The organism is Pontibacter sp. 13R65 (assembly GCF_047525655.1).
Classification (GTDB): domain Bacteria; phylum Bacteroidota; class Bacteroidia; order Cytophagales; family Hymenobacteraceae; genus Pontibacter.
On the sequence record NZ_JBLIQL010000003.1, the window covers coordinates 123,727 to 147,506 of the forward strand.

Here is a 23,780-nt window from a genome sequence, read left to right on the forward strand (position 1 = left end):
TCCTGCCAATTGCTAAAACAGGTAGTGCCAACAAAATCTGTTGAAGGTAGGTGTTGTGAATTCGACTAATGCATCCCATTGTACCGACTAGAATGACCTTTGACCAAGGAGCTGCTTTTATGCTGAAAATAGCTCTGGAAGGCCATTTTCATTTAAATAATTCATCCTTATTAAAAGCTAAACCTCGCCATTCTTATTTAGTGATATCGGATGCAGCACTCTGTACTTTCGTATTAGGGCGCTGGAGGTGACTCTTATTACATCACTTTGGAGTTAAGCCGAATCATCAGGAATTCCCTTAACAAATGTTCCGTTAGGGCAGGTACTTGCAACTGGTACCTGGTACCTGCCCCTTCAGAATCATCAAAATAAAGCACTAAAACACTAACATAAACAACTAAACTTTAGCTACAGCTTCGGCAGCTGCTTTACGAGGTTCTTCCATTCTTCCATTTCCGGCTGCCCTGGCTTACGCAACCCAAAGTAGCTTACTACCAATTCCTGATGATGGTCGAACAGCTCCACCGATGTTACAAGCCCGTCGCGGGTAGGTTTTAGCACAACCCAGGCGGAGGCAATAGTGTCTTGCAGCAGGTGCATGTTAAAGTGCGGATCGAGCACATTTACCCAGGTTTCTGCGCCGGCATGTCCCCGCTCCAACACCCTGATGGTGCGCACCTTGTCCTGATGAATCTGGATGTTGCCGCGGTTGCCAACAAATATCATAATCGGGATCTTGGCGGCCGAAGCAGCTTCCAGTAATGTTTTGGAGCAGGCAGGATCCACTTCGTACGTGAAGGGCCCTTTTGCCAACTGCAAGGCATGGTGCCGCTGCAGCTCATACTTTTGCAGCATGCTATGGAAATGGTGCGTGTCCTGCAGCTCCGACCAATCGTACAGCAGCGACTCCACATCTACCTCGGTAGCAAAATTTTTGGGTGGGTAAGGCGTTGTATCCTGCTCCTGGCTCTGGTCCTCCGACCGGAAATCCTCTTCTATGCCAGCCAGTGCCTCGTAGCTACTTTTGCCTTCCTGCAGGTAAATTTTTGTAATCGCATCACCGGCTTTATCAAACACCTGCAGGCTGGTAAGTTTTCGACCGCTTTTCTCCTGCTCCACCAAAAAGGCAACATGCCAGTTAAAGAAGAACATGCGCGTTTCTATAGGGCCGATAACTGTACCTACTCCGCCGCTGGCACTAACTTGCTCAAAAGAGCCTTTGTGCTCCAGAATGCAGCTGTTGTTGCGGGTAAGCGACATCACGTGGCCCAACTCCGGCAGGCGCTTTACCAAGGCATGCCAGTTATTGTTAAGACGAATAGCCTGGGTGCCTACCATGGTGGCTACTAAGGCGGCTTCGGTGGTCCCCAATTCGCGGGCACCCTCCCTGATGCGGATTCCGGGCTTTGCCTGCTGCAGTCCTTCCCAGGCTTTTGCCAGCGCGCTGGCATTGGTAGCGGCTTTTTCTTCTATAACTGTATTATCCATGATTGCTGATTTTTATAGGGTAAATAAGTTTATTTTCTATTTGATAATGTGGCATAGCCATTACAAAAGGACGGCCACAGCAGCCATTGTGCACCACTTGCACCGGGTGCGAAAACGTGCGCTCCAGTATTTTTTCCTGCAGTACTTCGGCTACAGGGCCCTGTGCTACTGTTTTACCGCTTTTAAGTAAAAGTAGTTCGTCGGCATACTGGGCCGCCAGGTTGAGGTCGTGCAGAATGGCCAGCACGCCAACATTTTGCTGACTCAAGGCTTTAGCTAAGTGCAGCATGCTCTGCTGCTGCGCCATATCAAGGCTGGAGGTAGGCTCGTCGAGCAGCAGGTAACGGGGCGCAAGTGTCTGGCTTTTAATTTGGGCCATAACTCTGGCCAGCTGCACCCGCTGCTGCTCTCCGCCCGAGAGCGTACTATATTTTCGGTCGGCAAGGGCCTGTATGCCTACTTCGGTTAATACTTCTTCTACAACTGCCTCGGTTTGGTGCCGAGGCTCCTGGTAGGGTAGCCGCCCCAGTTGCACAATTTCACGGGCCGTAAACGGAAAGTTGATATGAGTACTTTGCGGCAGCACCGCCCGCAACAGCGCCAGATCCTGTGCCTCGTATTGCCTCAACACTTTTCCATTGAGACTTACTTCTCCGGCAGAGGGTGCCAGCTCATTGGAGAATACTTTAAGCAAAGTAGATTTACCTGCTCCGTTGGGGCCCAGCACGGCTGTAAACACTCCTGGTTTTATGGCCAGACTTACCTGATCCAGCACCTGCTGTTGGCCTCTTTTTAAAGATATTTGGTTGGCTGAGTACATGTGCTAGAGTATGCGTTTATTTTTGGCATTTATCAAAATCCAGATAAAAAAGGGGCCTCCCAACATGGCAGTTACAATGCCAATGGGCAGCTCCGAAGGCGATACCACCGTGCGGGAAAACAGGTCGCTTAGTACCAGCACGACAGCTCCTGTGAGTACGGCACCCGGCAGCACCAACCGGTGATCGGGGCCAAAGGCCATGCGCAGGATGTGGGGCACCACCAGCCCCACAAACCCGATAATGCCAGTAAGCGAAACTGCAGCCCCTACAGCCATGGAACTGAGTAGAATAACGCTGTACTTAACACGCTCCACCTTTACACCCAGATGGTATGCCTCCGACTCGCCAAGTGCCAGCGCGTTGAGCGGGTTACCGAGCTGCGTGAGGAATAGCACAGGCAGCAAGAGCATGGGCAAGGCTACACCCAGGCGACTCCAGGTAGCACCTCCCAGGTCACCCATATTCCAAAAAGTAAAAGAGCGAAGGGCGGCATCGTCGGCATAATACACACAGAGCCCAATAAGTGCTCCAGCCAGCGCGTTAATGGCAATACCTGCCAAAATCAGGATCGTGATGTCTACTTTTCCTTCCCGCTGCCCCAGCTTGTAGGTAAGCAATGTGGTAAGCAAGCCTCCGGCAAAGGCAGCCACCGGCAACATAACAGGTCCCGCTAAAAGAGCACCTATGCCAGTAAGGGAACCTCCGAAAATGATGGCAACCACCGCGAACAAGGCCGCTCCGCTCGACACGCCAATTAAGCCTGGCTCCACCAGCGGGTTCCGGAAAAGTCCCTGCAGCGAAGCACCTGCCACTCCCAACGCTCCTCCTACTACCATGCCCAACACGAGCCGGGGCAACCGAATACTTAACAGCACCACCTCCTGCTGCCTTGTAAAGCCCGTATTGGAGCCACCTAGTTGGTGCATCAGAATGGCTACAGCCTCTGTTGCTGTAATTTTAACGGCCCCCACCTGCAGCGACAGCACCAGCACGGCCAACAAGAGCAGGAACAGCCCAACCAGCACCATCCGGTTTTGTCCCGATATGGCTTTTATCTGAAGTACCTGCATTATAGATTTGTAAAGGCGGTGGCCGAAAAATTTGCTTGCTGCTGTAGCTCCGGGTGCAGTTGCAGGGCCAGGTCCTTCACGGCTTTGCCTAATCGTGGCCCGAAACCCGACAAATACAGCCCCTCCATTGCCACCACCTGCATTTTCCTGCCGGCTGTTGTCTCGGCTATACCCGGAATAGCGGCTACTCCGTTGGCACCTCCCAGGCTTTGCAAACCCGAATCGAAGAAGAGCAGGTAATCGGGGTTGGCTGCTATCACCGCTTCCGCGGTAAGGGGTTTGTAATCTTCAATTTCCGGCACAGCCAGCTGCGCTTCCGCCAGTTGCAGCATGGCTTCTGCAAAAGTATTCCGGCCGCCAATGTTCAGAGTGCCCTGCCCCCGCGCATATACAAAGAGGACCTTGGGTTTAGAATGTACTCCTTGCAGGAGCATGTCCGCTTCTGCTAAATCAGCTTCGAGTTGCGCAACCAACTCTTGGGCTCTTTTTTCGCGGTGCAGCAACTGCCCTAGCTGGGTAATAAGCGCCACAGTGCCTGCTTTCGTTAACTTGTTCTCGAAATGGTGCAGCGGTACCCGTGCCGACCGAAGCTGCTCTGCCACCTTTTTATCCAGAAATCCTTCTTCCACCAGCACCAGGTCTGCACCAGCAGAAATAATGCCTTCGGCCTTAATGCTGTTGCGGTAGCCTAATGATGGCAGCTGCTGCAGTTGCTCCGGATAGGTACTGGTGAGGTCGGTGGCTACAATGTTATCGCAGAGGCCCAGGGCGCAAACAGTTTCGGAAACCGTACCGCCGATTGCCACAATTTTCACGGCCGAGGTGATAGCTGCCTCGGCTTGTGTGCCGGTACTTTGCTTGCAGCCCAGGGTACCGAGGCAAAGCAGCAGCAAGGGCAACAGCAGCATTTTATTTTGTACAAATTTATTTATTTTTATAGTTGATTCAGAAGCTCTTACCATGCCCTTTGTGTTGAGATTGATTGTTTTAACTGTTACAAAGGTAGGGGCAATAGCAGGGCCCTGTCAATCGCCAGAGATAGCCTATTTTTATACCAACAGTAGCTAGAAGCGTAGCTAGTTCTAGTGACTAACGGGAAAAAAGCGGCCATTCCCGAAACAATGTAAGTTGCCTCCAAGCAAGCTTTTGATACCTGCCCGGCTTTCTTTTTTCTGGACTGCAAACGCAGAACCAGTAGCTATTGCTCTTCTTTAATTATGCTAATAAAAACGCGCTCCAAGAGGCATTTTTCATGTTTACAGGCCTAAGGTCCAGGCTTTATTTTAATAATGCCCAGATCAAGGGCTTTAATGATAAGTTCGGCGGGTGATTTAATCTGCAGCTTGCGCAGGATATTCTTGCGGTGAGAGTTGATGGTGTGGTAACTGAGGTGGAGTTGATCGGCAATTTGCATGGTAGATTTGCCTGCCGCTATAAGCTGCACAATTTCAGTTTCGCGGGGCGATAGCGGCTCCATCTCTGGCTCTGCTACGCCAGGCTTTGTATCTGAAAACAGTAGCTCCAGCACTTGACTGCACATAAACTTGTCGCCGCGTGCCGTAGCCCGAACCGCCGTCAAGATTTCCTGCTCTCCGCACTCTTTTAAAATATAGCTGCAGACACCACTGCGTAGCACCTCCAGAATATGGCTTTTATCTGCCTGGGCACTCAGTGCAAGCCAATGCGTGTGCGGGTAGGTCGATTTCAGGTCTTGTATAACAGCGGCTGAAAATGTTTCTGGCTGCGTGCAATCTATGGTGACCACCTGTGGCTGGTACTGCTCCACAAGTGGTTGCACCTCTTGTAAGGTATTGGTTTCGCCCACAAGCTGCACCTCTTCCTGCTCCGACAGCAAAGCCACCAGCCCCCTCCGGACAAGCAGGTTCGCTTCTACAACAAGAACAGAAATTGGGGGCATGTGCAGGTCTGGCTTCGTGAATAAAAGCTAAATGTATAGAAGAATGTGTATGTATACAAAGTTATTTAGAATAATTCTAAACAACTAACACATATTGCATACTTTGCTCCTCTCATTGTAATAGGCTGGCACCAACTCATTTTTAGCACATAACCAATGGCAAACTACTGATTTATTATTAAAACATATTATACTAAGGCGGTGAAATGTGAATATGCTAAAAAGCCATGTGGCAGATTATTTTACTTTCTCTACCATTCAAAAGCAGTAGCTGTAAGTATCATCCTGTCGCAACCAAAATATCCTCTCTTTCTCATCCTTAGCTGATTATCGTGTTAGAAATTATAAAGCAACTAATCTTATAAGCAAAAACTATATTATCATTACAAATATCAATTTGATTAATAATCGCACTTAGAGCAGCTTTGCAGCATATTAACCAACCATACTACGAATGTTTAAGCACAAACTTTTACTTCTGACGACACTTTTTAGTGCTCAAGTAGCCTTTGCACAGCAAAAGCCACTTACTACCAATACAGGAGCTCCGGTAGGCAACAACCAGAACTCAAAAACGGCCGGAGAAAACGGACCGGTCCTATTGGAAGACGTACACTTAATTGAAAAATTAGCAGTTTTCGACCGGGAGCGGATACCGGAGCGTGTGGTGCATGCCAGAGGCGCAGGTGCCTATGGGGAGTTCGAAAGCTATGGCGACTTTGCACAATACACCAAAGCCTCATTATTTAGCACCAAAGGCAAAAAAACGCCGCTTTTTGTACGTTTCTCAACGGTGGTGCACCAACAAGGCTCGCCGGAAACGCTGCGCGACCCACGCGGTTTTGCCATTAAATTTTACACCGACCAAGGAAACTATGATTTAGTAGGAAACAACCTACCTGTTTTCTTTATCCGCGATGCCATTAAGTTCCCGGACATGGTTCATGCCTTTAAACCTTCGCCAGTATACAATGCGCAGGACCAGAATCGTGTGTTCGACTTTTTCTCACACATTCCGGAGGCTACTAATATGTTCACATACCTGTACACTAACCTGGGAACACCTGCTAACTATCGTCAGATGGATGGTTTTGGAGTACACGCGTTCAAGTGGGTGAATGCACAGGGCGAGGTGGTTTATGTAAAATACAAATGGGCCTCGCAGCAGGGAGTAAAGAGCCTTACAGCATCAGAAGCCTCTGCTATGCAAGCCAAAAACCATCAGCATGCCACAGCCGACCTTTATGAGGAAATAAACAAAGGTAACTTTCCTGCCTGGGAGCTTTCGGTGCAAATGATTAAACCCGAAGACCTCGACAAGTTTGACTTTAACCCCCTCGATCCTACCAAAATATGGCCTGAGGCAATAGCACCTAGTATGAAAATTGGCAAAATAGTATTGAACCGCATGCCTGAAAACTTCTTTGAAGAAGTAGAACAAGCTGCCTTCGCGCCAGGCACTTTGGTACCAGGCATCGAGCCTTCAGAAGACAGGTTACTGCAGGGCCGCGTTTTTTCATACTTTGATACGCAACGATACCGCCTGGGCACCAACTTCCAACGCATTCCGGTAAACGCTCCTAAAGTGGAAGTAAACAGCTACAACCAGCATGGAGCCATGAGCAACCGTGGTACAAAGTCTAATGTGAACTACCAGCCAAGTGTAACACAGGCAGTAACAGATAACGCTCAGTATGCCTACTCCACCCGTAAGATCAATGCTGAAACCATGCAACGAACTATCTCCAAAACCGACAACTTTAGCCAGGCTGGCGAGTTGTACCGTTCCCTGACAGAAGCTGACAAAAAGCACCTGGTCAGCAACCTATCAGGTGACTTGGGGCAGGTGCAGAACAAAGAGGTTCTTAATAGAATGGTAAGCTATTTCTACCAAGCTGATGCCGATTTCGGTAACAGACTGATCAAAAGCCTGAAGCTAAACCAGAAAGAGGTAACTTCTTTTGTAGCTGCTGCAAAATAGTAGCATTTTATAATGAGTGATGGCGTGAAGGTTTTTGTTTCAACCGGTGAGGGAGAGGATAAGGTAAGTCTTTCCATGGTGGTAGCATCATAGAAATTCATCCGACTCACAAGAACAACCTTAAGCCTGTCACGCCCTCGCTCATTTCTTCATTTAACTCATTTTATTCCTAGCAATACTAATCCAAAATTATGCTTAAAGCAGTATCTCTTTCGCACCAAACGGCTGCCCTAGCTCATAGACAGGCCTTGCAGCTCAGCAAAGAAGAGGCCGCGACCTTTATGGACTTGTTGAGAAGCAGCGGCTTGGTGGAGGGGGTAATGGTAATAGCGACCTGCAACCGGACAGAGGTGTATTTTGAGGCTGCTACCACCACCCCGGCACAGGTACAGGAGCAACTATTGCAGTTTAAGGGCCTTCTAAGTCAGGCTTTTTACGATAATTTGTTTACCCACTACAGCTACAGCGAAAGTACCCTCCAGTACTTGCTGGAGGTGGGGCTGGGCCTTCGCTCTCAGGTACTTGGAGACCGACAGATATTAGGGCAGTTTAAGGAAAGCTACCGGCAAACCTCTGACCTGAAACTGGGAAGCCCCTTACTGCACAAGGCGCTACAAACCTTGTTTAGGGTACACAAGCGGGTGCATAACGAGACGGGCTTCCGCTCCGGAGCCTCTTCAATTGGTTATGCCGCCCTGGAACGCATAGCCGATTTTATACCTCGCAAAGAAGTCTCATCAAAGCGGCTGCTCCTGATTGGTGCCGGGCAAATGGGCGTGGATGTAGCCAAATACGCTGCTTCTTTTGGTTTTAGAGACATAAGTGTAACCAACCGCACCAATGCTAAAGCTGAGGCACTAGCCTCCAAAATGCACCTGCACTACTTGCCTTACAATCAGTACCAGGCAGAACTGCCAGCCTTTGATATCGTGATTTCCTGTGTGAGTGGCGGAGCACAGCTGAAGGCCGTGCAGTTTGGACAAAGTGCCAGCAGACGTGTGGTAATAGATCTGTCGGTGCCGCAGCAAATTTCTCCAGAAGTTGATAAGCTGGCGCATACCACCCTCATCAATATCGATCAGATTACAAGCCATACCCAAGCTGTAAAAGCGGCCCGTATAGAGGCTATTGCAGCTGTGGAGACCATTGTTGAAGAAGAAACCATGCAATTTGCGCAGTGGCTGGAAGAGCTACCAGTGGCCAGAACTATACATGAGCTCAAGGCATTTTTTGCCGGCGTGCTGGAGCATGAGCTAGGCAACCATGACAGCCAACTACAACAAGACACAGCTCGCAGAATGGCAAAAGCAGCACTTAACCGGCTCATCAGAAGACCTGCCGGTGCACTCAGAGCCACGGAAGGTCCCTCTCGCCAGGTATTGCTCGACTCACTAAATACCCTTTTTAAAATAGCGTAGGCTAAAGTTACATACATCAAATTTTTATTTAACATAACAAATCAACCATGAAAACGTTTTTCCTGAACCTCTTCTTTTTGCTTATACCTGCTGCACTTATGGCACAATCCACTGATCTGATTGCAGCAGCCAGAGCCGGTGATGCTGCCGCCATTCAAAAGCTGTTGCAAAACAACACGGAAGTAAATTCTCAGGATCAAAAAGGGTTTACACCACTTATAATTGCTGTGTATGGTGGCCATATTGAGGCAACTGAACAATTACTAAAAGCAGGTGCTAATGTGAACCACCAGGATGCCACCGGTAACACGGCCCTGATGGGAGCTGCATTTAAAGGCAACTATGAAATAGCGACACTATTGCTAAAAAGTGGTGCTGAGGCAAATCTGCAAAACGGCAATGGCGGTACCGCACTTATGTTTGCCAGCATGTTCGGCCGCAACGAATTAGTTAAAATACTGTTAGAAAATGGAGCTGACAAAAGTGTGAAAGACGAGCGAAATTTGACTGCTCTTGACCTGGCAATTCAGCAGGGAAACCAAGAGGCAGTGGTATTGCTTCAGTAGTCTTGGCGTGCCACAGGAAGTAAAGCGCCAGACAACTTTTTGAACTAAATAGCCAATACACAATCTAAAAATAAAGAGGAGCGTTTATAAACAGGTGGTAACTTGCTAACTTGCTTATATGAAATGGATATTTGTAATTGTTCTGTCATACTTAACTTCCTGTGCTGCCCCACCTCAGCAGGATAATGCCCAAGTTAACTCTGCATTAACCGCTTCAACTTATAAAGAAGATCATCATGCAAAAAAGAAAAATACTGTTCTGGTCGATGTGCGCACTCCTGCTGAGTTTGAAGGGGGACACCTCCAAGGAGCGCAAAACGCCGACTTCCTGAGCCATGAATTTCAGGAGGCGATGCAGCAATGGGACAAGTCTAAAACCTATTATCTGTACTGCGCCTCCGGCAACCGCAGCGGCAAAGCAGCCAAACTCATGGAAGAAGCGGGCTTTAAGCGGGTGTTCAATATTGGTGGGTTCAAAGACTTGAAAGAAGCCGGTTTACCCCTTGCAAACCCTAAGCCTTAAACATCTAAAAATACCTGTGGAAGGGTAAATTCATTAGAATAATTGGTAGCTGCTTGCTAGGTACCGCTTCTTAAAGAGTCGTTTTTTTAGATTTTGAATGGTTACGGAAACACCCCTTTCAAACTCTTGATAGTCTAACATCAAAAAACATCCGGAAGGCAAAAATCATTAGAATAATTTAGCAGAAGTCTAACCAGGAGGCCACAGCGCAAACACCATTGCCAGGTGCACCCATTGACGATTTTTTGTTTGAGCGTTCAGCGAGTTCAAAATCGTCTTGATTTTTTTGGTTCTTTTTGAATCAAGACAAAAAGAACAAGAAAGCAGGCAATGGAACAATTAGCTTCTGCTGTCACAGCTTTAGTAGTAGCTATGCGAACTTAGACTAAAAATAACAAAAGGGAAGCAAAAGCTTACTCCAATCAACTGAAGCAAGTGTCAATTACTGAATACAAGTGCTTATCTAATCACGAAGCGGCTGCTAAATGCTGCTTCTACTACTCCGCTCCACTAAACGCTTTATCAAAGAGCCAAAGCGGCACCCGCTAAACTTATCTCTAATTTTTGTGGCCATCACTTGCCATGTTCCGCTATCCTGCTGTATCTTGGAGGTATTGGAGAAAGGAATCTGGGAACATGCGCATACTACACACCTCTGACTGGCATTTGGGCCAGCGCCTCGTCAACCTCGAACGGACAGAAGAACACCAGTGCTTTCTGGACTGGCTGCTGAAAACTATTGAAGAGGAGCAGGTAGAGGTACTCCTCATGTCGGGCGACGTGTTCGACACAGGCGCTCCCTCTAACACGGCTCTGAAACAGTATTACCGTTTTCTGACCAATGTCTGCGCGACCTGTTGCCGCCACGTCATTATTACAGGCGGTAACCACGACTCCGTCTCCACCCTCAACGCGCCCAAAGAACTTCTTAACTGCCTCGACATAAAGGTAATGGGTGGTGCCACCGATAATATTTTAGACGAACTCATAGAACTTCACGATGCGCAGGGAAAGCTGCAACTGGTGGTGTGTGCCGTGCCATTTCTGCGCGACCGCGATGTTCGGCTATCGGTGGCGGGAGAAACGTATGAGGAGCGGGAGCAGCGCATAAAGCAGGGCATTGCCGCACATTACCAGGCATTTGTGCCTCACCTGCAGCCCTACAAAGCGCAGCAGGTACCGGTAGTAGCTATGGGGCACTTGTTTGCAGCCGGCGGCACCGCCTCCGAAAGCGAAAAAGAAATTCATGTGGGCAACCTTGGGCAAATTGGCGCAGACCAGTTCCCTGCAGAATTTGACTATGTGGCCCTGGGGCATCTGCACCGCCCACAGCTGGTAAACAAAACGCACCACATCCGCTACTCCGGCTCTCCTATTCCGCTTAGCTTTAGCGAGGTAACAGATAAGAAAGTAGTGTATGTGCTGGAGTTCCATGCCGGCAAACTCACCGATCTGCAGGAGCTGGAGGTACCCTGCAGCCGCAAACTTGTTCGGTTTAAAGGACCGCTGGAGAAGGTGAAGCAGCAGTTAGCCGTGTACGACAACAGCAGCTACAGCCTTACCGCCTGGGCCGAAGTGCAGGTAGAACTCGAAACCCCTCTCCCCGACCTGAACCAGCAACTCGAGGAAGTGCTGCGATTAAAACCCGAAATAGAAATGCTTATTCACCGGCCGCCACTTATCCACTCAGTGCGGCAAACGCTGGAGCAACAGGTAGAGCAGGAAGCAGACCTGCATACACTCCGCGAAAAAGACGTGTTTTTGAAACGTTGCGAAAGTGTATTCCCCGACACAGACCACACCGAACTGCTTGCCACCTTTTCGGAGCTGCTGGAACTTATGGGCCAGGAGAAAGAGAGTTAGCAGCCAATAACAGCCTCTCGCCAATTTATCACCTTAGCATAATTTACCATACCGCATGAAAATCCTCGCCGTCCGTTTCCAGAACCTGAACTCACTTAAAGGGCAGCACGAAATCCGCTTTGACCAGGCTCCGCTGGCAGAAGCAGGTTTGTTTGCCATTACGGGTCCGACAGGAGCAGGCAAAACCACTATTCTGGATGCGATTACGGTAGGTTTGTACGGGCTGGTGCACCGCCACAGCAATGACAAACCACTGGAACTCATGACGCGCCATACGGCAGAAAGCTCCTCAGAAGTAGAGTTCGAGGCCAATGGCAGGCGTTACCGCTCCAAATGGCAGATCAGGCGGAGCCGGGGCAAGGCAGATGGCAACATGCAGGCGGTGCACATGGAGGTGTGCGACCTGGCCGACGAAAAAGCGTTCGACCTGAAGCCAAGCCAGGTGCCCGACAAAGTAGCTGAGCTTTGCGGACTCGACTACAGCCAGTTTTTGAGGTCGGTCATGCTTTCGCAAGGCGATTTTGCCCGGTTCTTAAAAGCCAATCCGAACGAAAGAAGCAGCCTGCTCGAGAAAATAACCGAAACAGGCATTTACTCCGATATCTCGCGCTTTGCTTTTGAGAAAGCCAGAACAGAAAGAAGCCAGAAAGAGGAGCTGGAGCGTCGGCTGAAAGACACGAAACTACTGCCGGAAGAGGATTTGGAGGCCTATCAGCAGCAAATAACAGAGCTGCAGGCGCAGGAAAGAGAGCTGCAACAAGAGGCTCAAGTGCTTCAGGAGCAGGTGCAATGGCTGGGGCAGGTACGGCAACTGCAGGCAAGAGAGCAGCACAGCAAACAGGCCCTGCAGGAGCAGGAACAGAAGCTGGCGCAGCTGCAACCCGATTTTCAGAAACTACAACAGCACGAGCAGGCAAGGCAATACGAAGGCGACCTGACGCGCATCGACATGGCTGGCAAACAACTGGTGCAGGTGCAAACACAGCTCGAGACTTTGGTAAAGCAGTTGCCAGTGCTGGAGGCGGAGCTGGAGCTATCGGGGAAGGTGGCAGAAGAGGCTGGCAAGCAACAACAACAACAAGAGGCGGCCCTGCATGCGCTGGAGCCAATTCTGCAAAAAACTGCGCAGCTCGACCACCAGCTACAAACCGTACGGGAAAGTTTTCAGGAAAATAAAAAAATATACGAGCAGTTTAATGCTGCCCTGCAGCAGGAAAACCTCCTTCTGAAGCAAAAACAGGAGGAGCTGGAAACGCTTACCCAAAAGGCAAATGCGCATAAAAACTGGCTGCAACAACACCATAAACTCAAAGACCTGCAGCTGCACCTCCCCGAATTCAGCCAAACAATAAAGAGTTTAGCTGAGCTGGAAAAAAGTACGCAGCGGCTACTGCAGGAGCAGCAAAACCTGCAACAAGACCTGCAACAGGAGGCGCAGCAACGGGAGCAGCTAACCAAACAGCAGGCCTCTCAACAGGCACAATACAAGGAACTGGAAGCCCAGAAACACCAGCAGTTTACACAACTGCAGCAACTGCTTGCCAACCGGAAACTGGAGGAACTGGAAGCGCAGCCCCAGGAGCAACAGCAACTTTTAAACAGGTTTGAGCGCCTCCTGGAGCTATCGCACCAGCATGCAAACCAGCAACAAAAAAAGCAACAGCTCACAGCGCAGTTGCAGCAGGACCTGCAGCAGCTAACGCAGCATCAGGCTAAGCTGCAGGAAACCCAAACAGCACATGCCGCTGCCAAGCAACGGCTCGAAGACCTGCAGCAAATTGTGGCCTTGCAGCAACGGATTCAGGAATTTGAGCAGGCACGGCATACGCTGCAGCCAGACGAACCATGCCCCCTCTGCGGCTCTGCCCACCACCCTTTTGTGGAAGGCGAGTACAAAACCACCTTATCGGAAGAAGCGCTGCGCCGCGACAAGCAGTTGCAGCTTGTAGACGAGCTGGAGGCAGAACGAAACAGCCTTCAACTGCGGTTGCATACCCTGCAGCACCAGCAGGAGGCAAACGTTAGGCTACAAGCTGAGGCTGAGGCTGAAATAGACAGGTTACAGCAGTTATATAAGCAACAGGCCCAAAACATTCCGGCTACTATTGCGGAGCCGGAAAAACTATCGCATAGCCTGGCGCAGCAGCGGGAAGCCCTGGGTAAACTAAACCAAACCATAAGTCAGGTTCGCGCCCTTAGCCGCGAAACCGAGAAGCTAAACCAGGCCTTGCAGCAGATCCGCGAAGATCAGATTCGGGCACATGGTCAGCAGAGCCGGCTGGAGCAATCGGAGAAAATGCGGCGGGCGCACCTCCACAAGTTACAGGCGCAGCTACAAGACTTGCAGGAACAGCAGCAAGACCAACAGGAAACAGCTGCTTCGTTTGCGGCGGCCTACGGCGCTACATTTAACCTGGCACAGCGGGAGGCAACGCTGCAGGCTTTTGAGGCGCAGGTAGCGGAATATCAGCGGCAGTTTGCGGCCTACGAAGACCTGCGTGACCCGTTCCAGCAGCTGAAGGAGCTGGTTAAAAACCTAACGGTCCGGCTCCAGGAAAAGCAGCAGGACCTAAAAGAGCGCCAGGAAAAACTGCGGCTGACCCACCTGTCGCTCACCCAGCTGAAAGAAGAGCGGAATCAGCTGTTTGGCGATAAACAACCGGAAAAGGAGCGAAAAAAGGCGCAAGAAGAACTAAAAGCCAAAACGAACCTGGCCGAAGAAGCCCGCGCGGCGCATCTTCGCAAGCAGCAACAACTCCTGGAGAACCGAAAGCGCCAGCAGGAGTGCCAGCAGTCGCACCACGAAAACCAATCGGTGCTGGACAAGCTCCGGGACGGCTTGCTTCGGGTACTACAGCAAGAGGGCATCCAAACCATAGAAGCTTTGAGCCAGATGCTCCTGGACAAAGACGAGGCTCTGCGCCTGGCAAATCTGAAAGCCCAAACTGAAAAGCACCTGACTGAGCTTCGCAAGAGCACCGCCGATGTACAGCAGGAGCTGGCCCAGGTACAGCTCCGAAACCTGACAGATAAAAGCGCAGACGAACTACAGACTCTGCAACAGCAAAAGGCAGAAGCACAGCGCCACCTCATCGAAAAGCGCGCACGTTTTGAGCAACTGCTGGAGCAGGATGCGCAGCAACGCAACAAAAATCGCGAACTGGCTGAGCAACTCCAGACACAGCAGCAGGTATGCAACCGTTGGGATCAGTTGGCACAGCTCATTGGCTCTGCAGATGGTAACAAGTTCAGCCGTTTTGCTCAGGGCCTCACGCTGGCACGGCTCGTAGACCTGGCCAACCGCCACCTGCTCAAGCTCAACGAAAGGTACCGTATTCTAAAATCATCGGCCGAAGACCTGGAGCTGCTGATCGTAGACACCTACCAGGCGGAGGCGGTGCGACCGATGAACACGCTATCGGGTGGCGAAAGCTTTTTGGTGAGTTTGGCGCTGGCCCTGGGCCTCTCCGACTTAGCCGGCCGCCGCACCCAAATTAACTCGCTATTTATTGATGAAGGCTTTGGCACTCTGGACGCAGAAACCCTGGATGCTGCCATTTCTACACTGGAGAACCTGCAGGCAAGCGGCAAAATGATTGGCATTATCTCACACGTAGATGCACTGAAAGAGCGAATTAACACGCAGATAAGAGTCCAGAAAATGGCGGGTGGCGTAAGTAAAGTGGTAGTAGAAGGCTGATGCCAAATCACTTTTCTACGCCACAATACCAGGAAAGCTTTTGACACCCTTTTATCACAAAGCACTAAAATGGCTCTGGAAGGCCTTTTTCATTAGCAGAATTTGTTTAGCCTTTGCTACTGCCTTACGTATAGCTCTTAAAGTAAATAGGAAAAAGCATGAACCCATCAGAAAAAGAAACACAGGAGCAGGAATTCCGGGAGGTACTCCAGGAAATGGTGCAGCAAAAGGTATATGTGCGGGTGCAGTACCACAGTGAGATTGGCGAGTTTCTGGCTGCCAGGGCCCTGCTGAAGGAGCTGAAAACCACTGACGGCGGAGAAAATCTGATACTGGCTACCGGCGAGGAAATTCCGTTGTCGCGGCTAGTGCGTGTAGGAGATAAACCCGCTCCCGGCTACGACACAGAGTACTTTAAATGCGATATTTAAAGTTTGTCTTTTCTGCCACATCAGCACTATACCCCAACACTACCCTATTGAAAAAACGGGCTTAAAATCGTCGGGAGACAGTTTTCATTAGAATAATTAGAGTTGCGCCATAGCCACTCCTTCTAATAAATTGCGGCAAGCAACAACAGGGCGAAGACATTTGCCAGGTGCACCTATTGAGCCAGCACTGTCCGAGCGTTCAGCGAGTTTGGCGGGTCTTAATTTTTTTGGTTCTTTTTGTATCAAGACAAAAAGAACCAAAAAGCCAGCAATGAAATAATTTCAGCTTGATAAAGCATCAGCAGTAGCTATGCGAACCTAAACTTAAAAGCAGATAGTAATAGCTGATGCATCTCGCCCACAAGATCCTTTCAGGATGACAGAATAAGGGAGTTGGTACAAGTAGAAATAAAAAACCCTTTTCTACCCCACAACTTAAGCAAAAACAAGATTACTTCAAATTGTTGGTTCGTTTTGGCTACTAGTGCTTACAGAGGCAAGCTCCTTTATCTATTGGTCTGAAACGAACAAATTTAGAAGTCAGGTAATTGTGCGGGTAGGCTAGGTCTGGCTGACTAGCGACACCGTTCTGCACGCTAAGCTGTTGCAACTGCCCATCCCTCAGAAAATCCACATGAAAATCTTCGTTCAGGTTGGCACTTACAATTCTGCGTAGTTCAAAAAAAGTAATATACTGCTCCTTTTCTTTATACAGCCTTAGCTCCTCTAAATCGGTCTCTACAATTTCAATTAAATCTTCCTGCAGGTTTGTGAGATGCAAATTGGTAGGAATAAACAAATGGTTGCTGTAACCACCCTCTGTACGCAGGTTGCTGAACATCGAGAAACTGGTTTGAGTTTTAAAGCCAAGGTAGGGATTCATGCCATTGAACAGTACCAGCGCCGGAAATACCCAAAGAGCAGCCGGCCTAATGGCGAAGTAATAGGAAAAGCTACTCTCTTTGGCAGGCCATTTCACAGTCAGCACCGTGTACACTACTATTACAAAAGCTCCATATACACACCAGATTAAAAGGCCAGCAAAATTAATGGCCCCTGCCCACCGAACAAGTATGGCTGCTGCAGCTATCAGCAAAAGCACCTTCAGAAAAAGGCGGAAAGGTCGCTTAATTTTATCATGGATAGGCTGCAGCAAATTGTTTAGGTTCGCTGTAAAAGCAGGTGGGGTGAACAGGAAAAAGAGTGAAAACAATAGCGAGGAGAAACTATAGAGCCCATCGTGTGGGTGCAGCGACAGGAAAAAGTGAAAACCCAAGCCTAAAAAAATACCAGCAGCACGTGTGCGCCTAAAGCAGAACATGAGTGGAATAGCAGCCTCTATTAACAAGGTACCATAAATCGCTCCTATTTGTGCAGTTTGGTTCGTAGGCAGAAAAGGCAAGCGGTCGCCGAAAGTCGTGAGCAGCACGGAACTGCAACTGATGTCGGTATTTAAGTAATCCCAGTTCAGCTTGTGGAGTACTGCATAGAAATAGAGCAGAAGCAAACTGATTCGGGCAGGTGCTGCAAAGGCATTAAATATCTGCGCTCTGAGTGCCGGGTCATCCAGGTCTGGGATTTTCCTGTTTTTATTGAAGGAGGAAAAGCAAGCATATAAAATGACCAACAGGATGGTAGAATTGAGCACGAACTCAAATAAAATATGATTGGGTGTGTCGGGCATCCAGCGAAATGTTCTGGTAAGACTGAAGCAGAGCATCAGGAACAGGAGCACCAAAGATTGGGGCCGGAGTACCAGGAGCAGCGCAAAAACGCCCACCAACCAACTGAAGGGGTCGCTTAAGCTAACAACGTAAGGGAATGAAAGCAGGTGAAACAAGTTTGCCATTCCCCATAGTAAACAGAAAACAGCCAACTGGTCGAGAGGTGCATACGTGGTCTTCAGGGGGTAAACAGTGCGCATAATAGTATAGGTCCTAAAACTGAAAGTAGAACCTACGAACCAGTTACCTATTGGTTGAAGCTGCCTCGTTAAGCTTATGTTAAGAAAAAAATAAAAGACTATTCATCGCACTAGATTCCTGCACTGCCTGTAAAACAAAACAGCTTTCCCTGTTAACAGAGAAAGCTGTTTATCTAATTGCTTTACCTGACTTGTAAGCAGGTTTAATCCAGGTCGCGGTCTCCTCTTCTGAGTTCTTCAACTGAGCGCATCACCTTGTCTTTAAGGCCTGTCTTGTATTTCTCCAGCTTATCGGCAATGGCGGCATTGGAGGTTCCCAAAATCTGAGCTGCCAGAATACCGGCATTTAAGGCTCCGTTCAAGGCCACTGTTGCCACAGGCACACCACCTGGCATTTGCAGGATAGAAAGTACAGAGTCCCAGCCATCTATAGAATTACTTGACTTAACAGGTACGCCAATTACAGGAAGTGTGGTAATAGAGGCCACCATACCTGGTAAATGCGCTGCGCCCCCTGCCCCGGCAATAATCACTTTTAAACCTTTTTTGCGTGCCGACTCAGCATATTCTATCATGCGGTGCGGTGTGCGGTGCGCTGATACAATGGTGAGTTCAAACGGAATACCCAGGTTCTCCAAAAATTCTGCCGCAGCATCCATTACACTCAGGTCAGATTGGCTGCCCATAATAATGCCCACCAGCGGTTGTGTATGTTTCGTTTCTTCAGACATAGTTTATGCTTTTACTTTAATTACACTTTTAACAGACTCCGCCCGTTGCTGTGCCTCTTCTATGTTTTGACCGAGCACGGTGATATGCCCCATTTTGCGGGCGGGCCTTGTATATTTTTTACCGTAGAGATGAATGTAAACTCCTGGTACTGCCAGCGCTTCCTGCAATCCTTCGTAGGCAGCTTCGCCATCGTAACCGGGCTCGCCCAGCAGGTTTAACATAACAGCGGCACTCTGTATATCGGTGGCGCCTAACGGAAGGTTCAGGATAGCCCGCAGGTGCTGCTCGTACTGCGAGGTAAAGTTGGCTTTTATAGTATGGTGTCCGCTATTGTGCGGACGGGGCGCCACTTCATTCACCAGTATCTGCCCATCTTTGGTGAGGAACATTTCTACTGCCAGAATACCTACCATGTCGAAGGCTTCTATTACGCGGCTGGCAATTTCTATGGCAAGGCGCTGTAGCTTATAAGGTACATTGGCCGGCGCGAACAGCGAATCGACCAGGTTGTGCTCCGGGTGAAAGCTAAGTTCCACCACCGGAAACGCTGTTACCTCACCTGCAGGGTTTCGGGCTACAATTACTGAAATTTCTTTTTCGTAATCTACCAGCTTCTCGAGTACCGATGGCTCCTGAAAACCTTTTTCCAGATCAGCTTTGCCCGCAAGTTTTACCACACCACGGCCATCGTAGCCTTCGCGGCGCAGTTTCTGGAAAGCGGGTAAAAAGTCGGTATTTGCTTCGAGTTCTGTTGCATTCTGCAGCAGCCTGAAATCGGAGGTTGGGATATTGTGCTTCAGGAAAAATTCTTTCTGCAGACCTTTGTCCTGAATGGTGCGCACGGTTTTGGCATCCGGGTGTACTTTTACGCCTTCCTCCTCCAGCTTCGCCAGGGCATCGGCATTTACGTGCTCAATTTCGATGGTGAGGATGTCACAGTTTTTGCCGAATTCATACACGGTATCGAAATCACGGAAGCTGCCGACAAAAAACTCATGGCAAATGTCTTTACATGGAGCATTTTCATCGGGGTCGAGCACCAGGGTATAGAGATTAAAATCCAGTCCGGCCTGCATGAGCATCCGGCCCAGTTGTCCGCCTCCCAAAATACCCAGCTTTATTTCTCCTTTCATAAATATTAATTAAGGTAACCTTTTAACTTTTCTTGCCTATAGCTGCACCAGTTGTAGCCGGGTCAGCCAAATGTTTCCTCAAAATTAAGGATTATCTACAAACCCTGCAGCCCCCGCTGCTGTATTATGCATCCTGTAAGCGTATACTTTTGTTTTGCATCCTGAAAAAGCTATATTTATCGACCTACATTACACGCTACTGATCCTCTATGGAAATTTTACTGGCTACATTCTCTGCCTTGTTTTCTGTTGTTAACCCATTTGGCGCCATGCCTGTGTTCCTTACCCTGACCCAGGACGATAGTCCGGCTCACCGGAACCAACAGGCGCTCAAAGCTTGCCTCTACATGGTGGGCATACTAGCCATTTTCTTTCTGACTGGCCAGTATGTGCTCAACTTTTTCGGCATCAGGATGCATGACCTTCGGATTGCAGGAGGACTTATGATTATGAAAGCCGGTTTCGACCTGCTTACACCCGGCGCAAACAAGAAAAAGATTTCACCGGATGTAGTAGAAGAAGGACAGCAAAAAGAAGACATCTCCTTTACCCCACTAGCCATGCCGATGCTCTCAGGGCCAGGTGCCATAGCAGTAAGTATCGGTTTTTTTACCACTTCCCTCTCGATAATGGACATGATCATGATACTGGCCGCTATCCTGCTGCTGGCGGTGGTCACGTTCGTCATTCTTCGTTTTTCGCACCAGCTCACCCGCTTTATGGGAAAATCAGGTTTGGCCGCTCTTTCCAGAATAATGGGATTCATCGTACTCTCTATTGGCGTGAACTTTATTGTTTCTGCCCTGAGAGCGCTCTTTTTTTAATTTTGATTGAGTGGATGAGTGAATTTTGAATGGTGGAAATTTTGCCTTTTATATAAAAGGTTTGGTGTTCGTTGCAATTATTCTAATGATTTGGCCTTCAGAAGGTTTTTCAGGTATTTATTGCCAAGGCATAAGAGTTATAGCTGAATGGCCCCTGCACAAGTTTCAGAAAAAGGTCCGGTTCGTTTTTCCACTCACTCATAAGTGCATTTGCTCCCTCTTTCCATCAAAATTTCGAAACAAAACCATTCATTCATCCTCTCATTCCTTCATTCGAAATCCTTAAAAATCCCTATCTTTGCGATATGCAACTGAAAAACGATTTGCTTATTAGAGCGGCTAAGGGAGAGGTAGTAGAACGTACTCCTGTTTGGCTTATGCGCCAGGCTGGGCGCATTTTACCTGAATACAGAGCTGTACGCGAAAGCCTGAGTGGCTTTAAGGAGCTGGTGGAAACACCGGAGTTCGCAGCGGAAGTTACCATACAACCGGTAGATATTCTGGACGTGGACGCTGCCATTATCTTTTCGGATATACTGGTAGTACCGGAGGCGATGGGCTGTACGTACGAAATGGTAGAAAAGCGGGGACCTTACTTCCCTGCCACTATCCGGACGGAACAGGACTTGAAAAGACTACGGGTTGCAGACCCTGAAGAACATCTAGGCTATGTGCTCGAAGCAATAAGAGTTACCAAAAGAGCCTTAAACGGCCGTGTGCCGCTCATTGGTTTTGCCGGGGCTCCCTGGACTATTCTGGCCTATATGGTAGAAGGTAGCGGTTCTAAAACATTTTCGCACGCCCGAGGCCTGTTGTACACCAACCCCAAGCTGGCGCACCAGTTGCTGCGCATGATCACCGATACCACCATTGCCTACCTGAAGGCACAGGTAAAGGCAGGTGCCAACCTCATTCAGTTGTTCGACTCCTGGGCAGGCATTTTATCCCCGGCGCAGTACCGTACTTTCTCGTTGCCATACATTAGTGAAATATGCAATGCTATTAACGATGTGCCTGTAACCGTATTTGCTAAAGGTGCCTTTTTTGCGCTGGAAGATTTCAGCAAATTAAATTGCGAGGTAATCGGTCTTGACTGGAACATGGAAATTGGTAAAGCACGCCAGCAGGTGGGCAACAGCAAAACTCTGCAAGGCAACATGGACCCTTGCCTGCTTTACAGCTCCTTTGACACTATTCAGGCAGAAACAATTAAGATGCTGAAGGAATTTGGACCACAACAGCATATTGCAAATCTGGGCCATGGCGTATACCCAGACACTGATCCGGAGAAGGTAAAATGCTTTATTCAGACGGTGAAGGAATATAGCAATATCATAAATAGCTAGCTTTGATTGCTTAGGCTTCAGTTGGTATAAAAGTAAATTATTGTAATAAAAATAGTCTTCCGGAGGTGTTTGCCGCCTTTACACCATTAGGGCTGAGGTTCGACAACAACAATTGAAGTTATTGCTAATATAAAAAAGCTGCCCCCAGGCCTGGACTAAACCTCGCTTGGGGGCAGCTTTTTTAGCCAACAGGCAGGTGGGTGGGTGGGTATTTATAAGAGGTGGATTTGGCTCTGGTACTGAGGGCTAGTGCTAAAGTTAAGGTACCCACCCTACCGATAAACATCGACAAAACAATTATGAGCTTTCCGGGATCAGAAAGGCCAGCTGTAATGCCAGTACTCAGCCCAACTGTGGCAAAGGCCGATACCTGCTCAAATGCCAACCGCAAAATATCGTATTGCGCATCGGTAATGGAAAGCAGAAAAATGAAGCTCATATCTATCAGCACGGCGAAAGTAAACACAGCAAAGGCTTTATAACTTACAGAGTGCGGAATTGTTCTGTGGCCTACTTCCAGGTTTTCGCGCCCCCGTATCGTAGTAATAACGGAAAGCAGCACCACCAGAAAAGTAGTTGTTTTGATACCTCCCCCTGTAGAACCCGGCGACGCGCCAATAAACATCAGCACCAGGAACACGAGCAGCGTAGGCACCGACAAGGCAGAGATATCTACAGTATTGAAACCAGCTGTACGCGTAGTCACCGACTGAAAGAAGGAGGTAATAAGCGCCTCCACAAAACTCATGTGCGAGAGCGTGTTGAAATACTCCAGCAAAAAGAAAAAAACTGTTCCAAACACAACCAGCACCGTAGAGGTGTAAATTGTCACGCGGGAAAGCAGCTTCCAGTTCTGCCAAGGCACATCCATCCGCCGGCGCATAGCCTTTGGCGATAGCACATCCAAAATCGTTGGAAAACCAATTCCTCCAAACAAAATAAGAATAGCAACTACAATGTGCAGAACGTAAGCCACCCGCACCGGCGCTGAATACAATCCCTCCGGGTAAAGGGAAAAACCTGCGTTGCAAAAAGCAGAAACAGAGTGGAAAATGGAGTAAAAAATCTTAGTGCCCAGGTTCGTAAATTCAGCATCTGGTCCCCAGGTAAAAAAGATGACCATCGCCCCTGTTGCCTCTATGGTTATAGTAAGGAAGATAAGCTGGCGTAGCAGTCCTTTAGTTGAAAAAAGCGTTTCACTTTCGAGGAGCTGGTGCATGGCCACGTGCTGTTTAAACCCAAGCCCCTGCCGCATAAGCGAAGCAAAAAAGGTGGCAAAGGTAAGAATTCCCAAGCCCCCCAGCTGCACCAGCATTAAGAGCACCACCTGCCCGGCAAAGGTAAAGTAGGTGCCAGGGTCTACCACAGCCAGGCCGGTAACGCAGGAGGCGCTGGTAGCCATAAAAAGAGCATCAACAAAGCGCATGCCTTCCGGCGCATTGGTCATCTTAGGCAGCATGAGCAGGCAGGCACCTCCTAGAATAAGCAGCACAAAGCTAAAAATAAAGGTTATGCTAGGTTTAAGGCGCACTGTTTCGTGAAGGACCTTTGTTTCGAAGAGCTCGATAAGCAGCAACACCAGCATGTAAAGGGAGATGGCGATGCGGTAGAGCTCCACCGAGAGCGGGATGCCCACGCGCTCAAACAGGATGTATACCACGGGGAAGCCCAGCAGGTAGGTGCCCACCTGGTTAACCAGGATCACCCCCATCAGCAGCCCCTCGAACCAGGTGCGCCGCAAAAAGCGGACCCGCTCAAAGTTGTAGAGAATGCGCAGGAGGTAGATCACCACGAACACCGCCAGGATGGCGTCGATGGCGTAGTACAGCACCTGCAGCTCCACTGGGCTCTCCACCACCCCGTGGGCGTAGATGAGCAAGGCTATGGAGAGCGTGGTCAGCACATAGGTCGTACGCCGCATCAGGGCGTAGGCCTTCAGCTTGCTGTCGTATAAATAGCTGTTAAGCGTTTCTGTACTCATGCATGTAAAAGAGAACTGTACTTAGCATTACCTTTTAAATATTTCTGCCTGTTCCGTCTAT

18 protein-coding genes are annotated in these 23,780 nt (G+C 49.0%); 9 read left to right on the forward strand and 9 right to left on the reverse strand.

All coding sequences use genetic code 11. The annotated features are described in order from the left end of the window. Positions 1-408: 408 nt before the first annotated feature. The 5 genes from ACMA1I_RS05005 to ACMA1I_RS05025 form a co-directional block, all read right to left on the reverse strand. Positions 409-1,488, reverse strand: coding sequence for a hemin-degrading factor (locus ACMA1I_RS05005; RefSeq protein WP_337067194.1), 1,080 nt, complete (start codon positions 1,486-1,488; stop codon positions 409-411). Continuing rightward, complete coding sequence (locus ACMA1I_RS05010) at positions 1,481-2,308, reverse strand: heme ABC transporter ATP-binding protein (RefSeq protein ID WP_337067195.1); 828 nt, start codon at positions 2,306-2,308, stop codon at positions 1,481-1,483. Before ACMA1I_RS05010 ends, ACMA1I_RS05005 begins: the two co-directional genes overlap by 8 nt. 3 nt (positions 2,309-2,311) lie before the next feature. After that, the gene (locus ACMA1I_RS05015) at positions 2,312-3,379 is read right to left on the reverse strand and encodes an iron ABC transporter permease (RefSeq protein WP_337067196.1); all 1,068 of its coding nucleotides are present in this window, start codon (positions 3,377-3,379) and stop codon (positions 2,312-2,314) included. Next, positions 3,379-4,341, reverse strand: coding sequence for a heme/hemin ABC transporter substrate-binding protein (locus ACMA1I_RS05020; RefSeq protein ID WP_337067197.1), 963 nt, complete (start codon positions 4,339-4,341; stop codon positions 3,379-3,381). Before ACMA1I_RS05020 ends, ACMA1I_RS05015 begins: the two co-directional genes overlap by 1 nt. A 302-nt stretch (positions 4,342-4,643) precedes the next feature. After that, complete coding sequence (locus ACMA1I_RS05025; RefSeq protein ID WP_337067198.1) at positions 4,644-5,297, reverse strand: response regulator transcription factor; 654 nt, start codon at positions 5,295-5,297, stop codon at positions 4,644-4,646. Between the two features lie 454 nt (positions 5,298-5,751). On the opposite strand from ACMA1I_RS05025, the gene ACMA1I_RS05030 reads away from it, so the two are divergent. From ACMA1I_RS05030 to ACMA1I_RS05060, 7 genes are all read left to right on the forward strand, one after another. Further along, on the forward strand, positions 5,752-7,278 hold the full coding sequence (locus ACMA1I_RS05030) for a catalase (protein WP_337067199.1): 1,527 nt from the start codon (positions 5,752-5,754) through the stop codon (positions 7,276-7,278). Between the two features lie 191 nt (positions 7,279-7,469). Further along, complete coding sequence (hemA, locus tag ACMA1I_RS05035; protein ID WP_337067200.1) at positions 7,470-8,696, forward strand: glutamyl-tRNA reductase; 1,227 nt, start codon at positions 7,470-7,472, stop codon at positions 8,694-8,696. 47 nt (positions 8,697-8,743) lie between these two features. Further along, the gene (locus ACMA1I_RS05040) at positions 8,744-9,262 is read left to right on the forward strand and encodes an ankyrin repeat domain-containing protein (RefSeq protein ID WP_337067201.1); all 519 of its coding nucleotides are present in this window, start codon (positions 8,744-8,746) and stop codon (positions 9,260-9,262) included. Between the two features lie 118 nt (positions 9,263-9,380). After that, complete coding sequence (locus tag ACMA1I_RS05045) at positions 9,381-9,785, forward strand: rhodanese-like domain-containing protein (RefSeq protein ID WP_337067202.1); 405 nt, start codon at positions 9,381-9,383, stop codon at positions 9,783-9,785. A gap of 636 nt (positions 9,786-10,421) precedes the next feature. Beyond that, positions 10,422-11,648, forward strand: a complete 1,227-nt coding sequence (locus ACMA1I_RS05050; protein WP_337067203.1) for an exonuclease SbcCD subunit D C-terminal domain-containing protein — start codon at positions 10,422-10,424, stop codon at positions 11,646-11,648. Positions 11,649-11,703: 55 nt separating this feature from the next. Continuing rightward, positions 11,704-15,348, forward strand: a complete 3,645-nt coding sequence (locus ACMA1I_RS05055; RefSeq protein ID WP_337067204.1) for an AAA family ATPase — start codon at positions 11,704-11,706, stop codon at positions 15,346-15,348. A gap of 158 nt (positions 15,349-15,506) precedes the next feature. Beyond that, positions 15,507-15,779, forward strand: coding sequence for a hypothetical protein (locus ACMA1I_RS05060; protein WP_337067205.1), 273 nt, complete (start codon positions 15,507-15,509; stop codon positions 15,777-15,779). A 481-nt stretch (positions 15,780-16,260) separates the two neighbouring features. On the opposite strand, the gene ACMA1I_RS05065 is transcribed toward ACMA1I_RS05060, so the two are convergent. The 3 genes from ACMA1I_RS05065 to ACMA1I_RS05075 form a co-directional block, all read right to left on the reverse strand. Continuing rightward, complete coding sequence (locus ACMA1I_RS05065) at positions 16,261-17,703, reverse strand: HTTM domain-containing protein (RefSeq protein WP_337067206.1); 1,443 nt, start codon at positions 17,701-17,703, stop codon at positions 16,261-16,263. A 203-nt stretch (positions 17,704-17,906) separates the two neighbouring features. Then, positions 17,907-18,434, reverse strand: a complete 528-nt coding sequence (purE, locus tag ACMA1I_RS05070) for a 5-(carboxyamino)imidazole ribonucleotide mutase (protein ID WP_337067207.1) — start codon at positions 18,432-18,434, stop codon at positions 17,907-17,909. A gap of 3 nt (positions 18,435-18,437) precedes the next feature. Further along, positions 18,438-19,568, reverse strand: coding sequence for a 5-(carboxyamino)imidazole ribonucleotide synthase (locus tag ACMA1I_RS05075; RefSeq protein WP_337067208.1), 1,131 nt, complete (start codon positions 19,566-19,568; stop codon positions 18,438-18,440). A gap of 209 nt (positions 19,569-19,777) precedes the next feature. Here ACMA1I_RS05075 and ACMA1I_RS05080 point away from each other — a divergent pair, with 209 nt between their 5' ends. Continuing rightward, positions 19,778-20,392 (forward strand): MarC family NAAT transporter, encoded by a 615-nt coding sequence (locus ACMA1I_RS05080; protein WP_337067209.1) that lies wholly within the window; start codon positions 19,778-19,780, stop codon positions 20,390-20,392. Between the two features lie 305 nt (positions 20,393-20,697). Continuing rightward, positions 20,698-21,738: a uroporphyrinogen decarboxylase gene (gene hemE, locus ACMA1I_RS05085; protein ID WP_337067210.1), complete on the forward strand. Its 1,041-nt coding sequence runs from the start codon at positions 20,698-20,700 to the stop codon at positions 21,736-21,738. Positions 21,739-21,919: 181 nt separating this feature from the next. Here hemE and ACMA1I_RS05090 read toward each other — a convergent pair whose 3' ends face one another. Further along, on the reverse strand, positions 21,920-23,719 hold the full coding sequence (locus ACMA1I_RS05090) for a TrkH family potassium uptake protein (RefSeq protein WP_337067211.1): 1,800 nt from the start codon (positions 23,717-23,719) through the stop codon (positions 21,920-21,922). Between the last annotated feature and the right edge of the window lie 61 nt (positions 23,720-23,780).

What these genes read in the sequence shown, in the direction of transcription:
- ACMA1I_RS05005 (WP_337067194.1), bottom strand. Translation starts at nt 1,488, where the DNA reads ATGGATAATACAGTTATAGAAGAAAAAGCCGCTACCAATGCCAGCGCG.
- ACMA1I_RS05010 (WP_337067195.1), bottom strand. Translation starts at nt 2,308, where the DNA reads ATGTACTCAGCCAACCAAATATCTTTAAAAAGAGGCCAACAGCAGGTG.
- ACMA1I_RS05015 (WP_337067196.1), bottom strand. Translation starts at nt 3,379, where the DNA reads ATGCAGGTACTTCAGATAAAAGCCATATCGGGACAAAACCGGATGGTG.
- ACMA1I_RS05020 (WP_337067197.1), bottom strand. Translation starts at nt 4,341, where the DNA reads ATGGTAAGAGCTTCTGAATCAACTATAAAAATAAATAAATTTGTACAA.
- ACMA1I_RS05025 (WP_337067198.1), bottom strand. Translation starts at nt 5,297, where the DNA reads ATGCCCCCAATTTCTGTTCTTGTTGTAGAAGCGAACCTGCTTGTCCGG.
- ACMA1I_RS05030 (WP_337067199.1), top strand. Translation starts at nt 5,752, where the DNA reads ATGTTTAAGCACAAACTTTTACTTCTGACGACACTTTTTAGTGCTCAA.
- hemA (WP_337067200.1), top strand. Translation starts at nt 7,470, where the DNA reads ATGCTTAAAGCAGTATCTCTTTCGCACCAAACGGCTGCCCTAGCTCAT.
- ACMA1I_RS05040 (WP_337067201.1), top strand. Translation starts at nt 8,744, where the DNA reads ATGAAAACGTTTTTCCTGAACCTCTTCTTTTTGCTTATACCTGCTGCA.
- ACMA1I_RS05045 (WP_337067202.1), top strand. Translation starts at nt 9,381, where the DNA reads ATGAAATGGATATTTGTAATTGTTCTGTCATACTTAACTTCCTGTGCT.
- ACMA1I_RS05050 (WP_337067203.1), top strand. Translation starts at nt 10,422, where the DNA reads ATGCGCATACTACACACCTCTGACTGGCATTTGGGCCAGCGCCTCGTC.
- ACMA1I_RS05055 (WP_337067204.1), top strand. Translation starts at nt 11,704, where the DNA reads ATGAAAATCCTCGCCGTCCGTTTCCAGAACCTGAACTCACTTAAAGGG.
- ACMA1I_RS05060 (WP_337067205.1), top strand. Translation starts at nt 15,507, where the DNA reads ATGAACCCATCAGAAAAAGAAACACAGGAGCAGGAATTCCGGGAGGTA.
- ACMA1I_RS05065 (WP_337067206.1), bottom strand. Translation starts at nt 17,703, where the DNA reads ATGCGCACTGTTTACCCCCTGAAGACCACGTATGCACCTCTCGACCAG.
- purE (WP_337067207.1), bottom strand. Translation starts at nt 18,434, where the DNA reads ATGTCTGAAGAAACGAAACATACACAACCGCTGGTGGGCATTATTATG.
- ACMA1I_RS05075 (WP_337067208.1), bottom strand. Translation starts at nt 19,568, where the DNA reads ATGAAAGGAGAAATAAAGCTGGGTATTTTGGGAGGCGGACAACTGGGC.
- ACMA1I_RS05080 (WP_337067209.1), top strand. Translation starts at nt 19,778, where the DNA reads ATGGAAATTTTACTGGCTACATTCTCTGCCTTGTTTTCTGTTGTTAAC.
- hemE (WP_337067210.1), top strand. Translation starts at nt 20,698, where the DNA reads ATGCAACTGAAAAACGATTTGCTTATTAGAGCGGCTAAGGGAGAGGTA.
- ACMA1I_RS05090 (WP_337067211.1), bottom strand. Translation starts at nt 23,719, where the DNA reads ATGAGTACAGAAACGCTTAACAGCTATTTATACGACAGCAAGCTGAAG.